15 protein-coding genes and 1 other annotated feature are annotated in these 15506 nt (G+C 56.2%); of the genes, 12 read left to right on the forward strand and 3 right to left on the reverse strand.

The window, feature by feature from the left end:
* The first annotated feature begins 11 nt into the window (after positions 1 to 11).
* Genes creB through creD form a run of 3 tightly spaced genes read left to right on the forward strand, consistent with a single transcriptional unit; the run spans position 12 to position 3534 of the window.
* Positions 12 to 701, forward strand: coding sequence for a two-component system response regulator CreB (gene creB, locus AB8846_RS10930; RefSeq protein WP_024907408.1), 690 nt, complete (start codon positions 12 to 14; stop codon positions 699 to 701).
* Positions 701 to 2125, forward strand: a complete 1425-nt coding sequence (gene creC, locus AB8846_RS10935) for a two-component system sensor histidine kinase CreC (RefSeq protein WP_370732700.1) — start codon at positions 701 to 703, stop codon at positions 2123 to 2125. The genes creB and creC overlap by 1 nt, the downstream gene beginning before the upstream one ends.
* A 56-nt stretch (positions 2126 to 2181) precedes the next feature.
* On the forward strand, positions 2182 to 3534 hold the full coding sequence (gene creD, locus AB8846_RS10940) for a cell envelope integrity protein CreD (RefSeq protein ID WP_370732701.1): 1353 nt from the start codon (positions 2182 to 2184) through the stop codon (positions 3532 to 3534).
* Positions 3535 to 3580: 46 nt separating this feature from the next.
* Here creD and arcA read toward each other — a convergent pair whose 3' ends face one another.
* Complete coding sequence (gene arcA, locus AB8846_RS10945; protein WP_003856501.1) at positions 3581 to 4297, reverse strand: two-component system response regulator ArcA; 717 nt, start codon at positions 4295 to 4297, stop codon at positions 3581 to 3583.
* Between the two features lie 95 nt (positions 4298 to 4392).
* Here arcA and yjjY point away from each other — a divergent pair, with 95 nt between their 5' ends.
* The 7 genes from yjjY (at position 4393) to AB8846_RS10980 (ending at position 11261) form a co-directional block, all read left to right on the forward strand.
* On the forward strand, positions 4393 to 4533 hold the full coding sequence (yjjY, locus tag AB8846_RS10950; protein ID WP_085928893.1) for a protein YjjY: 141 nt from the start codon (positions 4393 to 4395) through the stop codon (positions 4531 to 4533).
* 399 nt (positions 4534 to 4932) lie between these two features.
* Positions 4933 to 5619: a tRNA/rRNA methyltransferase gene (locus tag AB8846_RS10955; protein WP_370732702.1), complete on the forward strand. Its 687-nt coding sequence runs from the start codon at positions 4933 to 4935 to the stop codon at positions 5617 to 5619.
* A 211-nt stretch (positions 5620 to 5830) separates the two neighbouring features.
* Complete coding sequence (gene thrL / locus AB8846_RS10960) at positions 5831 to 5899, forward strand: thr operon leader peptide (protein ID WP_015572623.1); 69 nt, start codon at positions 5831 to 5833, stop codon at positions 5897 to 5899.
* Positions 5838 to 5955: a sequence feature (Thr leader region), on the forward strand. (Overlaps the previous gene by 62 nt.)
* Positions 5956 to 5979: 24 nt before the next feature.
* Positions 5980 to 8442 (forward strand): bifunctional aspartate kinase/homoserine dehydrogenase I, encoded by a 2463-nt coding sequence (gene thrA / locus AB8846_RS10965; RefSeq protein ID WP_370732703.1) that lies wholly within the window; start codon positions 5980 to 5982, stop codon positions 8440 to 8442.
* Between the two features lies 1 nt (position 8443).
* Positions 8444 to 9373, forward strand: coding sequence for a homoserine kinase (gene thrB, locus AB8846_RS10970; protein ID WP_370732704.1), 930 nt, complete (start codon positions 8444 to 8446; stop codon positions 9371 to 9373).
* 3 nt (positions 9374 to 9376) lie between these two features.
* Positions 9377 to 10663, forward strand: coding sequence for a threonine synthase (gene thrC, locus AB8846_RS10975; RefSeq protein WP_159515485.1), 1287 nt, complete (start codon positions 9377 to 9379; stop codon positions 10661 to 10663).
* Between the two features lie 295 nt (positions 10664 to 10958).
* The gene (locus AB8846_RS10980) at positions 10959 to 11261 is read left to right on the forward strand and encodes a DUF2502 domain-containing protein (protein WP_331413442.1); all 303 of its coding nucleotides are present in this window, start codon (positions 10959 to 10961) and stop codon (positions 11259 to 11261) included.
* A gap of 32 nt (positions 11262 to 11293) precedes the next feature.
* On the opposite strand, the gene yaaA is transcribed toward AB8846_RS10980, so the two are convergent.
* The gene (gene yaaA / locus AB8846_RS10985; protein ID WP_063143307.1) at positions 11294 to 12067 is read right to left on the reverse strand and encodes a peroxide stress protein YaaA; all 774 of its coding nucleotides are present in this window, start codon (positions 12065 to 12067) and stop codon (positions 11294 to 11296) included.
* Positions 12068 to 12133: 66 nt separating this feature from the next.
* Positions 12134 to 13564, reverse strand: coding sequence for an alanine/glycine:cation symporter family protein (locus AB8846_RS10990; protein ID WP_370732705.1), 1431 nt, complete (start codon positions 13562 to 13564; stop codon positions 12134 to 12136).
* A 262-nt stretch (positions 13565 to 13826) separates the two neighbouring features.
* Here AB8846_RS10990 and tal point away from each other — a divergent pair, with 262 nt between their 5' ends.
* Complete coding sequence (gene tal, locus AB8846_RS10995; protein ID WP_023334458.1) at positions 13827 to 14780, forward strand: transaldolase; 954 nt, start codon at positions 13827 to 13829, stop codon at positions 14778 to 14780.
* A gap of 110 nt (positions 14781 to 14890) precedes the next feature.
* Positions 14891 to 15478, forward strand: a complete 588-nt coding sequence (mog, locus tag AB8846_RS11000; protein ID WP_023310343.1) for a molybdopterin adenylyltransferase — start codon at positions 14891 to 14893, stop codon at positions 15476 to 15478.
* The last annotated feature ends 28 nt before the right edge of the window (positions 15479 to 15506 follow it).

Below are 15506 nucleotides of genomic sequence, written 5' to 3' on the forward strand. Positions count from 1 at the left end.
AGGGATGAACCATGCAACAACCTGTGGTCTGGCTGGTGGAAGACGAAACCAGTATCGCCGATACGCTGATCTACATGCTTCAGCAGGAAGGATTCGCGGTAAAGGCGTTTGAACGTGGTTTACCCGTGCTGGAGGAGGCGCGGCGGCAGGTTCCGGCGCTCGCCATTCTGGACGTCGGGCTGCCGGACATCAGTGGATTTGAGCTTTGCCGCCAGCTGCTGGCGCAGCATCCCTCACTGCCCGTGCTGTTTCTGACGGCGCGCAGTGATGAGGTAGACAAGCTGCTTGGCCTGGAAATGGGCGCTGATGACTACGTTGCGAAACCTTTCTCCCCTCGTGAAGTCTGCGCCCGGGTAAGGACGATTTTACGGCGCATGCAAAAATCCGCCGCGCCATCAGAAACGTTGCGTATCGGGCAGTTTGAGCTGAACGAGCCTGCCGCGCGAATCAGCTGGTGCGGGGAAGCATTGCCCCTGACCCGCTACGAATTCTTGCTGCTCAAAACCTTGTTGCAGGCCCCCGGGCGGGTCTTTTCTCGTCAGCAGCTCATGGACAAGGTGTGGGGTGAAGACGGCGACAGCTTTGACCGTACCGTGGACACCCACATCAAAACCCTGCGCGCCAAGCTGCGGGCGGTGAACGAGGAACTGTCACCCATCAGCACCCATCGCGGTATGGGCTACAGTCTGGGCCTTTACTGATGCGCATTGGGATGCGGCTATTGCTGGGATACTTCCTGATCGTGGCCATCGCCGCGTGGTTTGTGCTGTCGATCTTTGTTCAGGAAGTAAAGCCCGGCGTGCGCAGGGCAACAGAGGGCACGTTGATCGACACCGCGACCCTGTTGGCTGAAATTGGACGTGATGATTTGCTTTCGGGGCATGCGCAGCAGGGCAAACTGGCGCAGGCCTTTTCTCAGCTTCATCAGCGCCCCTTCCGCGCCAATATCGGCGGGATTCATAAAGTGCGTAACGAGTATCACGTCTACATGACCGATGCGCAGGGCAGAGTGGTATTTGATTCCGCCGGTCTGGCCGTGGGGCAAGATTACTCGCGCTGGAACGACGTCTGGCTGACGCTTCGCGGCGAATACGGCGCGCGCAGTACTCAAAGCCATCCCGACGATCCGGAAAGCACGGTGATGTATGTTGCCGCGCCGGTTGTGGATCAGGGCAAGATTATCGGCGTGCTGTCGGTCGGGAAACCTAACAGCGCGATGGCACCGGTTATCCATCGCAGCGAGCGAAGGATCCTGTGGGCAGGCGGGGCGCTGCTCGGCATTGCCCTGCTAATTGGTCTCGTTGTGGCCTGGTGGATCAATCGTTCTATCAGTACGTTATCGCGCTATGCCGACTCGGTGACCACGGATACGCCTCTCCCGCTGCCTAATCCTGGCAGTAGCGAACTGCACAAGCTGGCCCTGGCGCTGGAGAATATGCGCATTCGCCTGGAAGGGAAAAACTACATTGAACACTACGTCCATGCGCTGACCCACGAGCTGAAAAGCCCGATTGCCGCTATACGCGGCGCGGCGGAAATTCTCGCCGAGCAGCCGCCGCCGCAGGTGGCCGCACGGTTTATTGATAATATTCTGGTGCAAAACGCGCGCATGCAGTCGCTGGTTGAAAAACTGCTCACCCAGGCGCGGCTTGAAAATCGGGTCGAGATTACGCCTCAGACCGTCCGCGTCGATCTGCTGTTTACGCGTCTTGTCGACGCGCGCTCGGCGGTGCTGGCGGCAAAAGAGATTGGGCTGACCCTCCAGCCCGCTTCGCTTCATGCTGAAGGCGATCCCGACCTGCTCGAGCAGGCGCTCGGTAATTTGCTGGATAACGCTATCGATTTTACGCCGCAGGGCGGCGCCATTGAACTGGCGGCCCGGGAAGAGCACGGGCAGATACAGCTTATCGTCACCGACAGCGGAAGCGGGATCCCGGATTACGCGCTGGCGCGTATTTTTGAACGCTTTTATTCCCTGCCGCGCGAGAACGGGTTGAAAAGCAGCGGACTCGGGCTGGCGTTTGTCCAGGAGGTGGCGCGTCTGCATCAGGGAGAGATTACATTGCGTAATCGTGATGAAGGCGGCGTGATGGCCACGCTGATACTTCACCGTCCCTTCACATAACTTCAAACTGACCCCACATGGCCTGGTTACGCTCTCCTCATCACAAAGGAGACGTAATGATGAAATCCCCCCTGTTCTGGAAAGTAAGCACCCTGCTGGGGTGCATCCTGCTGCTGTTAGTCCCGCTTTTTATGGTCAGTAACCTGATATCAGAGCGGGAGAGCTACCGCAACGATGTCGAAAATACGCTTCGCCAGAGTACCAGCGGACCGCAAAAGCTGGTCGGTCCGATGATTGCGATTCCGATGACGGAGATCTTTTACAAGATAGAGGACGAGAAGAAGGTCGAATACAAGAAAAGCTATATGCATTTCATTCTGCCGGAATCTCTGGTTGTGGAAGGTAACCAGCGCGTGGAGTCCCGCAATATTGGCATCTACGACGGGCAAATCTGGAACACTGACCTGAAGATAAAAGCGCAGTTTAATACCGACGAGCTGAAGCAGCTGAAAGGAGAAACGATCGCGACAGGGCAGCCGTTTATCGTGACGGGCGTTGGCGACGCGCGGGGCATTGGCACGGTCAGTATCTCTAAAATCAACGGTGAGACGCTAAGCGTGGAACCCGGCTCAGGGGTCTACGGGGCGCTAGCAGGGATCCACATCCCGCTGACCGACAAAGCGCTGGAAGCCAAAACGTTTGCGCTTGAGATGTCCCTCAGCCTGGCGGGAACCGGCAGTTTTGCGGTGGTGCCGGTAGGGCGTAATAGCGAAATGACGCTCAACAGCAACTGGCCGCACCCGGGCTTTATGGGCGATTATCTCCCTGTTAAGCATCAGATAGGCGAGTCTGGTTTCCAGGCGAACTGGCAGAGCAGCTGGTTTGCAAATAACCTTGAAAGCTGGTTCTACGCCAAGGAGTCGCCGGAGTGGGAGGCACTCCCGGCCTTTAGCGTCACGGTAGCCACGCCAGCCGACCAGTATCAGCTGACTGACCGGGCGATCAAGTACGCCATTTTGCTGATTGCGCTGACGTTTATGGCCTTCTTTGTCTTCGAAACCTTAACCGGATTACGCCTTCACCCGATGCAGTATCTGCTGGTGGGGCTGTCGCTGGTCCTGTTCTATCTGGTGCTGCTGGCGCTGTCTGAACACGTCGGGTTTACGCCAGCCTGGGTTGTTGCAAGCCTAGTTGGCGCAGCGATGAACGGAATGTACCTGCAGGCCGTGCTGAAAAGCTGGAAGCGCAGCGGGCTGTTTGTGCTGGCGCTGCTCGGGCTGGACGTGGTGATGTGGTTCCTGCTGCGCTCGGAGGACAGCGCGCTGCTGTTGGGGTCAACGGTTCTCGCGCTGGCGCTGTTCGCCGTGATGTACCTGACCCGGCATTTCGACTGGTACTCGCTCTCTCAGCCGAAGCGACCTGAGCCACCCGCAGCACCGGATGACGATACGATGCGGATCTGGAAATAAAAAAAACGGCGCAAATGCGCCGTTTTTTAATGCGTTAACTGCGGGATTACTCCTGCAGGTCACCGCAGAAACGGTACCCTTCGCCGTGGATCGTGGCGATGATTTCCGGCGTATCTGGCGTAGATTCGAAATGCTTACGAATACGACGGATGGTCACGTCTACGGTACGGTCATGCGGCTTCAGCTCACGGCCGGTCATTTTCTTCAGCAGCTCTGCACGGGACTGAATTTTGCCCGGGTTTTCGCAGAAGTGCAGCATCGCGCGGAATTCACTGCGCGGCAGTTTATACTGCTCACCGTTCGGGCTAATCAGCGAACGGCTATTGATATCAAGTTCCCAGCCGTTGAATTTGTAGCTATCTACGCTACGACGCTCTTCGCTGACCGTACCCAGGTTCATGGTGCGGGACAGCAGGTTGCGTGCACGAATGGTTAACTCGCGAGGATTGAACGGCTTGGTGATGTAGTCATCCGCACCGATTTCCAGGCCAAGAATTTTATCAACTTCGTTATCACGGCCCGTCAGGAACATTAACGCGACGTTCGCCTGCTCGCGCAGTTCGCGCGCCAGAAGAAGGCCGTTTTTGCCCGGCAGGTTAATATCCATGATCACCAGGTTGATATCATTTTCAGAAAGGATCTGATGCATCTCTGCGCCATCAGTCGCTTCAAAGACATCGTAGCCTTCTGCTTCGAAAATGCTCTTTAACGTGTTGCGTGTTACCAACTCGTCTTCAACGATAAGAATGTGCGGGGTCTGCATGTTTGCTACCTAAATTGCCAACTAAATCGAAACAGGAAGTACAAAAGTCCCTGACCTGCCTGATGCATGTCGCAAATTAACATGATCGGCTTAACGTGACTAAAGTACGTAATTGCGTTCTTGATGCACTTTCCATCAACGTCAACAACATCATTAGCTTGGTCTTGGGTACTTTCCCTTTGGACCCGACAGTGTCAAAAACGGCTGTCATCCTAACCATTTTAACAGCAACATAACAGGCTAAGTGACACCAGACACCCAATAAAACTACGCTTCGTTGACATATATCAAGTTCAATTGTAGCACGTTAACAGTTTGATGAAATCATCGTAGCCGAATGCTAGCCTTTGTCACAATTTTTCAATAAACCAACTAGTTGCGGGCATTGATTTATAAACGAAGTGAATCCTATCAGAATAGAGTGTTCATATCACTATTATCATTATAAAACATAGGGATAATAGTGTTCTGTTAACATTCTAACTGATTGTTCAGGCACAGAATAGTTTAGCGTTTTTAATTTGTTATGAAACGCTATTTCGGTGATTTGTGTTGCAATTTTGTAAATTCGCGCTGCGTAATATGTTGAAGCGCATCACATTTTTACCCGCTAACTGATTAAAAAGAGAGCATAAATGCATCTGTCGATTGTACTGGTCGCCCCAGCCAGAGCCGAAAATATAGGCGCTGCCGCGCGTGCCATGAAGACCATGGGTTTTACCGATTTACGTATCGTGGACAGCACGGCCCACCTGGAGCCTGCGGCACGGTGGGTGGCACATGGTTCAGGGGATATTCTCGATAATATAACCACTTACGCGACGCTGGCTGATGCGCTGCACGACATCTCTTTTACCGTTGCGACTACCGCGCGCAGCCGGGCGAAGTTCCATTACTATGCCACGCCAGCGGAGCTGGTGCCGATGCTGAGCGAGAAAAGCCAGTGGCTGGATAAAGCCGCACTGGTGTTTGGTCGCGAGGATTCCGGATTAACCAACGAAGAGCTGGAGCTGGCAGACGTGCTTACCGGTGCGCCGATGGTTGCCGATTATCCCTCCCTGAATTTAGGCCAGGCGGTCATGGTCTACTGCTATCAATTAGCCTCCCTAATACAAATCCCCCGGCCTGCGGCAGAAGGGGCAAATGAAAATCAGCTGGCTGCGCTGCGGGCGCGCGTTGAGCAACTGTTGTCTCAGCTGGGAGTGGCGGACGATCAAAAAATGGCTGACTGGCTGCAGCAGCGTTTGGGGCGTCTTGAGCAGCGGGACACCGCAATGCTGCACCGTTTGCTGCACGATATTGAAAAAAAATTGGCCGAGTAAAATACTGTCATAAGTTTTTACTATGGCGAATAAGTCTGTCCAGAAGGGTTGCTATTGGGCGAATCGGATGAAAATAAATCTGCAAGCAGCGGGACGTGAGAGTCTCCCGAATTGTGATCAAATTAAAAATTCGTTGACTTAAGGTGCCCGATCCTTTAACCCTAAAAGAATACAGCACAGACAGATAATAATGACAGAGTACACAACATCCATGAAACGCATCAGCATCACCACCATTACTACAACCATCATCATTACCACAGGTAACGATGCGGGCTGACGCGTACAGGAAAAACCAAAAAAAGCCCGCACCTAGACAGTGCGGGCTTTTTTTTCGGCTAAAGGAAACGAGGTAGAACCATGCGAGTGTTGAAGTTCGGCGGTACATCAGTGGCAAATGCAGAACGCTTTCTGCGTGTTGCCGATATCCTGGAAAGCAACGCCAGGCAGGGGCAGGTTGCGACCGTGCTCTCTGCCCCGGCAAAAATCACGAACCATCTGGTGGCGATGATTGAAAAAACTATCGGTGGCCAGGATGCACTCCCGAACATCAGCGACGCAGAGCGTATCTTTGCTGACTTACTGCAAGGGCTGGCAGAGGCGCTGCCTGGCTTCCCGCACGCTCAGCTGAAGTCCTTCGTTGAGCAGGAATTCGCGCAAATCAAACACGTCCTGCACGGCATCAGCCTCCTCGGCCAGTGCCCGGACAGCATCAACGCGGCGCTGATTTGCCGGGGCGAAAAACTCTCTATCGCCATCATGGCGGGCGTGCTGGAAGCGCGCGGCCATAGCGTGACCGTGATCGACCCGGTTGAAAAACTGCTGGCGGTGGGCCACTACCTCGAATCCACCGTTGATATTGCCGAATCAACCCGCCGTATCGCCGCAAGCAAAATTCCCGCTGACCACATGATCCTGATGGCAGGCTTCACCGCCGGCAACGAGAAGGGCGAGCTGGTGGTGCTGGGCCGTAACGGCTCCGACTACTCCGCCGCCGTGCTGGCCGCCTGTTTACGCGCGGACTGTTGTGAGATTTGGACTGACGTCGATGGCGTGTACACCTGCGACCCGCGCCAGGTTCCGGACGCCAGGCTGTTGAAGTCGATGTCGTACCAGGAAGCGATGGAGCTTTCCTACTTCGGCGCCAAAGTGCTTCATCCGCGTACCATCTCCCCGATTGCCCAGTTCCAGATCCCTTGCCTGATTAAAAACACCGGTAACCCGCAGGCGCCGGGTACGCTGATTGGCGCGAGTACCGATGAGGACGGTCTGCCGGTGAAAGGCATCTCCAACCTCAACAACATGGCGATGTTCAGCGTCTCCGGTCCGGGAATGAAAGGGATGGTCGGCATGGCGGCGCGCGTGTTTGCGGCCATGTCCCGCAACGGTATCTCGGTGGTGCTGATCACCCAGTCCTCTTCCGAATACAGCATCAGCTTCTGCGTGCCGCAGGCCGACTGCCTGCGCGCCCGTCGCGCGCTGGAGGAAGAGTTCTATCTGGAGCTGAAAGAAGAGCTGCTGGAGCCGCTCTCCATTCAGGAGCGTCTGGCGATCATCTCTGTGGTCGGCGATGGCATGCGCACGCTGCGCGGTATCTCGGCCAAGTTCTTCGCCGCGCTGGCGCGCGCCAATATCAATATCGTGGCGATTGCCCAGGGCTCGTCAGAGCGTTCAATTTCTGTTGTCGTGGACAACGATGACGCGACCACCGGCGTGCGCGTGGTTCACCAGATGCTGTTCAACACCGATCAGGTTATCGAGCTGTTCCTGATTGGCGTGGGCGGCGTGGGCGGCGCGCTGCTGGAGCAGGTGAAGCGTCAGCAGGAATGGCTGAAGAAGAAACATATCGATCTGCGCGTCTGCGGGATTGCCAACTCCAGAGCGCTGCTCACCAACGTTCACGGTCTGAACCTGGAGAACTGGCAGGCCGAGATGAACGAGGCGAAAGAGCCGTTCAACCTGGGCCGCCTGATCCGTCTGGTGAAAGAGTACCACCTGCTTAATCCGGTGATTGTCGACTGTACCTCGAACCAGGCGGTGGCCGATCAGTACGCCGACTTCCTGCGCGAAGGTTTCCACGTGGTGACGCCGAACAAAAAGGCCAACACCTCGTCGATGGATTACTATCACCAGCTGCGTCTGGCGGCGAGCAAGTCGCGCCGCAAGTTCCTGTACGACACCAACGTGGGCGCGGGGCTGCCGGTTATTGAGAACCTGCAAAACCTGCTCAACGCGGGCGATGAACTGCAGCGTTTCTCCGGCATTCTCTCCGGCTCGCTGTCGTTTATCTTCGGCAAGCTGGATGAAGGGATGAGCCTGTCGGAAGCGACCCGCGCCGCGCGCGAGCTGGGCTATACCGAGCCGGATCCGCGTGACGACCTTTCCGGTATGGACGTGGCGCGCAAGCTGCTGATCCTCGTGCGTGAAACGGGCCGTGAGCTTGAGCTTTCGGATATCGTGATTGAGCCTGTACTGCCGGCAGAATTTGATGACGGCGGTGACGTCAGCGCCTTTATGGCGAATTTGCAACAGCTTGACGACGCTTTTGCCGCGCGCGTTGCGAAAGCCCGTGATGAAGGTAAGGTATTGCGCTATGTTGGCAACATTGAAGAAGATGGCGTGTGCCGGGTGAAGATTGCCGAAGTGGATGGCAACGACCCGCTGTACAAAGTCAAAAACGGCGAAAACGCCCTCGCGTTTTACAGCCACTATTATCAGCCACTGCCGCTGGTGCTTCGCGGCTATGGCGCAGGGAACGATGTTACGGCGGCGGGTGTGTTTGCCGATCTGCTGCGTACCCTGTCATGGAAGTTAGGAGTTTAACATGGTCAAAGTTTATGCCCCGGCTTCCAGCGCGAATATGAGCGTCGGATTTGACGTGCTGGGTGCGGCGGTGACGCCGGTGGATGGTTCCCTGCTGGGCGATACGGTCACGGTGGAAGCGGCAGAGAGCTTCAGCCTGAATAACGTGGGCCGCTTCGCCAGCAAACTGCCGTCCGAGCCGCGCGAAAATATCGTCTATCAGTGCTGGGAACGCTTCTGTCAGGAAATCGGTAAAAACGTGCCGGTTGCCATGACGCTGGAAAAAAGCATGCCGATTGGCTCGGGACTGGGTTCCAGCGCCTGCTCGGTGGTCGCCGCGCTGGTGGCGATGAACGAGCACTGCGGCAAGCCGCTGAACAACAACCGCCTGCTGGGGTTAATGGGCGAGCTGGAAGGGCGCATCTCCGGCAGTATTCACTATGACAACGTGGCGCCGTGCTTCCTCGGCGGCATGCAGCTGATGATCGAAGAAAATGGCATCATCAGCCAGCAGGTGCCAGGGTTTGATGAGTGGCTGTGGGTGCTGGCCTATCCGGGTATTAAAGTGTCTACCGCGGAAGCGCGTGCGATCCTGCCCGCGCAGTATCGTCGTCAGGACTGTATCGCCCACGGACGTCATCTGGCAGGCTTTATCCACGCCTGCTACACCCGTCAGCCGCAGCTGGCGGCCAAACTGATGAAGGACGTCATTGCCGAGCCGTACCGCACGAAGCTGCTGCCGGGCTTTAACGAGGCGCGACAGGCAGCGATGGATATCGGCGCGCAGGCGTGCGGCATCTCTGGCTCCGGCCCGACGCTGTTCGCCCTGTGCGACAAGCCTGACACCGCGCAGCGCGTGGCGGACTGGCTCTCTAAACACTACCTGCAAAATCAGGAAGGCTTTGTTCATATTTGCCGTCTGGACACGGCTGGCGCACGAGTACTGGGATAATTAATGAAACTCTATAACCTTAAAGATCATAACGAGCAGGTCAGCTTCGCGCAGGCGGTAACTCAGGGGCTGGGCAAAAACCAGGGGCTGTTCTTCCCGCATGACCTGCCGGAATTCCAGCTGACCGACATCGACGAGTTGCTGAAGCAGGACTTTGTCACCCGCAGCACCAAAATTCTCTCGGCGTTTATCGGCGATGAAATCCCGCAGGAGCTGCTGGAAGAGCGCGTGCGTGCGGCGTTCGCTTTCCCGGCGCCGGTGAAGCAGGTTGAGCCTGACGTTGGCTGCCTGGAGCTGTTCCACGGTCCGACTCTGGCCTTTAAAGACTTCGGCGGCCGCTTTATGGCGCAGATGCTGACCCACATCAGCGGCGATAAACCGGTGACCATCCTGACCGCAACCTCCGGCGATACCGGGGCGGCGGTGGCACACGCGTTCTACGGCCTGAAAAACGTCCGCGTGGTGATCCTCTATCCGAAAGGCAAAATCAGCCCGCTGCAGGAAAAACTGTTCTGTACGCTCGGCGGCAACATTGAAACCGTGGCAATTGACGGCGATTTCGATGCCTGCCAGGCGCTGGTCAAGCAGGCCTTCGACGACGAAGAGCTGAAGGTGGCCCTGGGTCTGAACTCCGCCAACTCCATCAACATCAGCCGTCTGCTGGCGCAGATCTGCTACTACTTCGAAGCGGTGGCGCAGCTGCCGCAGGAAGCGCGCAACCAGCTGGTGATCTCCGTGCCGAGCGGTAACTTCGGTGACCTGACGGCGGGCCTGCTGGCGAAATCCCTGGGTCTGCCGGTGAAACGCTTTATCGCCGCCACCAACGCCAACGACACCGTGCCGCGCTTCCTGAAAGACGGGAAGTGGGCGCCGAACGCCACGCAGGCGACGCTCTCTAATGCGATGGATGTGTCGCAGCCGAACAACTGGCCGCGCGTGGAAGAGCTGTTCCGCCGTAAAATCTGGCGTCTGGGTGACCTGGGCTACGCCGCGGTGACGGATGAAACCACCAAAGCGACCATGCGCGAGCTGAAGGCGGTGGGGTATACCTCTGAACCGCACGCGGCGATTGCCTACCGCGCGCTGCGCGACCAGCTTAACCCGGGTGAATACGGCCTGTTCCTGGGCACCGCGCATCCGGCGAAGTTCAAAGAGAGCGTGGAAGCGATCCTGGGCGAAACGCTGCCGCTGCCGAAAGAGCTGGCCGAGCGTGCCGACCTGCCGCTGCTGTCTCATGAACTGCCGGCAGATTTTGCCGCGCTGCGTAAGCTGATGATGGCTCGAGCGTGATTTTTTGCCTGGTGGCGGCTTCGCCTTACCGGGCCTACAACGACGCACTCATCGTAGGCCGGGTAAGCGCAGCGCTACCCGGCAACAGCAGCACTCAACCGAGGCCGGGTAAGGCGTAGCCGCCACCCGGCTTTTTTGTGAAGAAATTAAGGAGAAATAAAGCAGGAAAAAAGCAGAAATTCCCAATAAATGCGGTCACTTAGCGTTTAGGATTGCAGAGAATAACATCCCCCGTTCCCCTCGCGTAATCTCCTTACATCGGCCCACGTTGGGCAAGAAGAATAAGGAGTCACCTGTGTCTACACTGAAACCTGTACTCATCGCGCTTTCACTGATGCTGGTCGCCCCCATGGCGGTTCAGGCATCTGAAATTACCCTCGTACCTGCGGTAAAACTGCAGATTGGCGACCAGGATAACAACGGGCATTACTGGGACGGCGGCCGCTGGCGCGACCACGACTGGTGGAAAGCGCACTATGACTGGCGTGATAACCACTGGCGTCCACATGATGAGCATCGTAAACATGACAATCGCCATGATGACCATCACCACGATGACCACCGCGACGATCGCGGCCCGGACTGGAAACACCATTAATGCAAAACCCCGCCTGCTGGCGGGGTTTGTTTTTACTGCTCGTGGCGCTTAAACACCAGCTCGCCTTTCCCTGACGACGCCTCGTCAAAGAAATAGCCTTCGCTGTTAAAGGCGGTCAGCTGCTCCGGCTTCGTCAGGCGGTTCTGGATGATGTAGCGGCTCATCAGGCCGCGCGCTTTCTTGGCGTAGAAGCTGATCACCTTGAACTTGCCGTTTTTCTCGTCGAGAAACACCGGTTTGATAATCTCCGCATCCAGCTTTTTCGGCTTCACGGACTTGTAGTATTCGTCGGATGCCAGGTTAATCACCACGTTATCGCCCTGAGCGCGCAGCGCCGCGTTCAGCTTGTCGGTAATGATATCGCCCCAGAAATGATACAGGTCTTTGCCCTGGGCGTTTTCCAGGCGAATACCCATCTCCAGACGATACGGCTGCATCAGATCCAGCGGGCGCAGTACGCCGTACAGGCCCGACAGCATGCGCAAATGCTGCTGGGCGAAATCGAAATCGGCTTCGCTAAAATCTTCCGCCTGCAGGCCGGTATAGACATCGCCTTTAAACGCCAGAATCGCCTGACGGGCGTTAGCCGGGGTGAAATCCGGGTGCCACTCGTGAAAGCGGGTCGCGTTAAGATCGGCCAGCTTGTCGCTGATGCTCATCAGCGAGGCGATTTGCGGCGCAGAAAGTTTACGCGCTTCGCGGATTAGCTGTTGCGAGTAATCCAGCAGTTCAGGCTGGGTATAGCGCTCGGTGGCGAGCGGGCTCTGGTAGTCGAGCGTTTTTGCAGGTGAAATCAGAATCAGCATATCCAGTCCTTGCAGGAAATTTAGAGCGACTTTAGCAAAAAATCGCCCTGAATTGATCGATAGCTGTTATTGCCGCGGCAAATCATCCCACGTGCCGGGGGCAAGCTGCGCCTTAATATCGGGATAGCGGGCAGGATCAAATACCGGCGGAACGCCGAGTTTGCGCTGACGCAGATAGTCTCTGGCAATCAGGGTCACAACGGGCGAGAGCAGCAGGATCGCCGTGAGGTTAGTGATCGCCATCAGCGCCATAATGATATCGGCCAGCTGCCAGACCAGCGGCATACTGAGCAGGGAGCCTGCTATCACCATCAGTATGACCCCCAGGCGCAGGGTTCCGATTGCAGCGCGGGAGTCGAGTTTAAGGAAAATAAGGTTATTTTCGGCGTAGAGGTAATTCACCACAATCGAGCTGAAGGCAAACAAGATCAGGATGAGCGAGACAAACCCTGCACCCCAGCCGCCGGTCAGGTTCACCAGCGCCTGCTGGAGAAGCTGTATCCCGGCGGTTCCCGACGAATGCGGTACGGGACCTGCCAGCAGCAAAATCATGGCGCTGGCGGAACAGATGATAATGGTATCGGTGAAGACGCCAATCATCTGCACAATGCCCTGTGCGGCCGGGTGCGGCGGCCAGGAAGAGGCGGCGGCTGCCGCGTTGGGGGTTGACCCCATACCGGCTTCATTGGAGAACATTCCCCGCTGAAAACCCGCCATCAGCGCCTGGCTGAAGGTGTAGCCCAGCGCCCCGGAGGCCACCTCGCGCCAGCCAAAGGCGCTTTTGACGATGGTCACAATCACGCCCGGCACCAGGTCGATATGCAGTGCGGCGACGAACAGACTCGCGGCAACCCAGAGCAGCGCCATAATGGGAACCAGCCACTGCATCAGGCGGGCGATGCCCTTAAGACCGGCAGAAATGGTGAGCAGAACGACGAGGGCTAAAGCAATACCGGCGACCCACTCCGGGCAGGAGAAGGCGTAGCTCAGGGCATTGGCGACAGAATTTGCCTGGACGGTATTAAAAATAAGACCGTACGCGAGCAGTAAAAAAAGCGAGAACAGGATGCCCATCCAGCGCATCCCTAAGCCACGCGCCATGTACCAGGCAGGACCACCGCGAAACTGACCGTTTTTATCTTTCTCTTTATAAAGCTGGGCGAGCGAACTTTCGGCAAAGGAGGTGGCCATCCCGAGTAGCGCCGTCACCCACATCCAGAAGACCGCACCTGGCCCGCCCGCGCTGATGGCCAGCGCAACGCCCGCCAGATTACCGCTGCCGAGCCGTGCCGCCAGGCTGGTACAGAGTGCCTGGAACGACGTTAATCCGCCCGGCTGGGGCGTGATGCTGTTTTTCAGACTTCTGCCAAACTTGCGAATATAACGAAACTGGATAAACCCACTGCGTAGCGTAAACCAAATACCTGCTCCCAGAAGCAGGTAAATCATTATCGAACCCCAGAGGACTTCGTTAATAAAGAAAAAGAAATCAGGCATTAACGTCCCTCTTGTTGATGCCAACGTGAATATGTAAGCGCTACCACTGATTGGGCATGCTGTTGCTTAGCAGCCTGTTAATCTTCCGAGTTTACCATACTCTGCCTAAGCGCACTGTCTGCGGTTGCGCTACCCCTCCGTCGTGTTATCATCAGGGCAGACCGGTTACATCCCCCTAACAAGTAAACCTGTCATTTTTCCGCTGCAGGCATGCTGTCGGTAGCGTGAATTATCCAGGGCACGTTAAAAGAGAAACACTATCATGACGGATAAATTGACCTCCCTTCGTCAGTTCACCACTGTCGTAGCTGACACCGGAGATATCGCGGCAATGAAGCTGTACCAGCCGCAGGATGCCACAACTAACCCTTCTCTGATCCTTAACGCCGCACAGATCCCTGAGTATCGCAAACTGATTGACGACGCAGTGACCTGGGCGAAAGCACAGAGCAACGACCGCGCGCAGCAGGTTGTGGATGCCACCGACAAACTGGCAGTGAACATCGGTCTGGAAATCCTGAAGCTGGTTCCTGGCCGTATCTCTACCGAAGTGGATGCGCGTCTCTCCTACGACACCGAAGCGTCTATCGCCAAAGCGAAACGCCTGATCAAAATGTACAACGACGCTGGCATCAGCAACGACCGTATTCTGATCAAACTGGCTTCTACCTGGCAGGGTATCCGCGCGGCAGAGCAGCTGGAAAAAGACGGTATCAACTGTAACCTGACCCTGCTGTTCTCCTTCGCGCAGGCGCGTGCATGTGCAGAAGCAGGCGTATACCTGATTTCTCCGTTTGTGGGCCGTATTCTGGACTGGTACAAAGCCAACACCGATAAGAAAGAGTACGCACCGGCTGAAGATCCAGGCGTGGTTTCTGTGACTGAAATCTACGAATACTACAAACAGCACGGCTATGAGACCGTGGTTATGGGCGCAAGCTTCCGTAACGTCGGTGAAATCATCGAGCTGGCTGGCTGTGACCGCCTGACCATCGCGCCTGCACTGCTGAAAGAGCTGGCTGAAAGCGAAGGTACCCTGGAGCGTAAACTGTCTTACACCGGTGAAGTGAAAGCACGCCCAGAGCGCATCACTGAATCCGAGTTCCTGTGGCAGCACAACCAGGATCCAATGGCTGTAGATAAACTGGCGGACGGTATCCGTAAGTTTGCTGTTGACCAGGGCAAACTGGAAAAAATGATCGGCGACCTGCTGTAATCATTCTGCGTGACCGGGCTCCCGGTCACGCCTCTTACCCCCGCCTCTGTCTGAATTTCCTCTCTGCGTGTATCATTCCCTTTAATCAGTACTTTTTGAATGGAATGGATATGAATACCTTACGCATCGGCTTAGTGTCGATTTCTGACCGCGCCTCCAGCGGTGTTTACCAGGATAAAGGCATCCCCGCACTGGAAGAGTGGCTTGGCAGCGCGCTGACCACCCCCTTTGACATTCAGACCCGCCTGATCCCTGACGAACAGCCGATCATCGAGCAGACGCTTTGCGAGCTGGTGGATGAGATGAGCTGCCACCTGGTGCTGACCACCGGGGGGACGGGGCCTGCCCGCCGCGACGTGACGCCTGACGCAACGCTGGCTATCGCCGATCGTGAAATGCCGGGCTTCGGCGAACAGATGCGCCAGATCAGTCTACACTTTGTTCCGACGGCCATTCTCTCCCGCCAGGTGGGGGTGATCCGCAAGCAGGCGTTGATCCTGAACCTGCCGGGGCAGCCGAAATCGATTAAAGAGACGCTGGAAGGGCTGAAAGCAGAAGATGGCAGCGTCCTCGTTCACGGCATCTTTGCAAGTGTACCGTATTGTATACAGCTGCTTGACGGTCCCTATGTGGAAACCGATGAGAAAGTGGTAGCAGCTTTTCGTCCGAAAAACGCACGTCGCGAAACAATCTCCTGAAATTAATCAATATGTAACATTAGCTGAA

The organism is Enterobacter sp. KB-221C9 (assembly GCF_041320715.1).
Taxonomy (GTDB): domain Bacteria; phylum Pseudomonadota; class Gammaproteobacteria; order Enterobacterales; family Enterobacteriaceae; genus Enterobacter; species Enterobacter asburiae_D.

What these genes read in the sequence shown, in the direction of transcription:
- arcA (WP_003856501.1), bottom strand. Translation starts at nt 4,297, where the DNA reads ATGCAGACCCCGCACATTCTTATCGTTGAAGACGAGTTGGTAACACGC.
- creD (WP_370732701.1), top strand. Translation starts at nt 2,182, where the DNA reads ATGATGAAATCCCCCCTGTTCTGGAAAGTAAGCACCCTGCTGGGGTGC.
- yaaA (WP_063143307.1), bottom strand. Translation starts at nt 12,067, where the DNA reads ATGCTGATTCTGATTTCACCTGCAAAAACGCTCGACTACCAGAGCCCG.
- AB8846_RS10990 (WP_370732705.1), bottom strand. Translation starts at nt 13,564, where the DNA reads ATGCCTGATTTCTTTTTCTTTATTAACGAAGTCCTCTGGGGTTCGATA.
- thrA (WP_370732703.1), top strand. Translation starts at nt 5,980, where the DNA reads ATGCGAGTGTTGAAGTTCGGCGGTACATCAGTGGCAAATGCAGAACGC.
- thrB (WP_370732704.1), top strand. Translation starts at nt 8,444, where the DNA reads ATGGTCAAAGTTTATGCCCCGGCTTCCAGCGCGAATATGAGCGTCGGA.
- creB (WP_024907408.1), top strand. Translation starts at nt 12, where the DNA reads ATGCAACAACCTGTGGTCTGGCTGGTGGAAGACGAAACCAGTATCGCC.
- mog (WP_023310343.1), top strand. Translation starts at nt 14,891, where the DNA reads ATGAATACCTTACGCATCGGCTTAGTGTCGATTTCTGACCGCGCCTCC.
- tal (WP_023334458.1), top strand. Translation starts at nt 13,827, where the DNA reads ATGACGGATAAATTGACCTCCCTTCGTCAGTTCACCACTGTCGTAGCT.
- creC (WP_370732700.1), top strand. Translation starts at nt 701, where the DNA reads ATGCGCATTGGGATGCGGCTATTGCTGGGATACTTCCTGATCGTGGCC.
- thrC (WP_159515485.1), top strand. Translation starts at nt 9,377, where the DNA reads ATGAAACTCTATAACCTTAAAGATCATAACGAGCAGGTCAGCTTCGCG.
- AB8846_RS10955 (WP_370732702.1), top strand. Translation starts at nt 4,933, where the DNA reads ATGCATCTGTCGATTGTACTGGTCGCCCCAGCCAGAGCCGAAAATATA.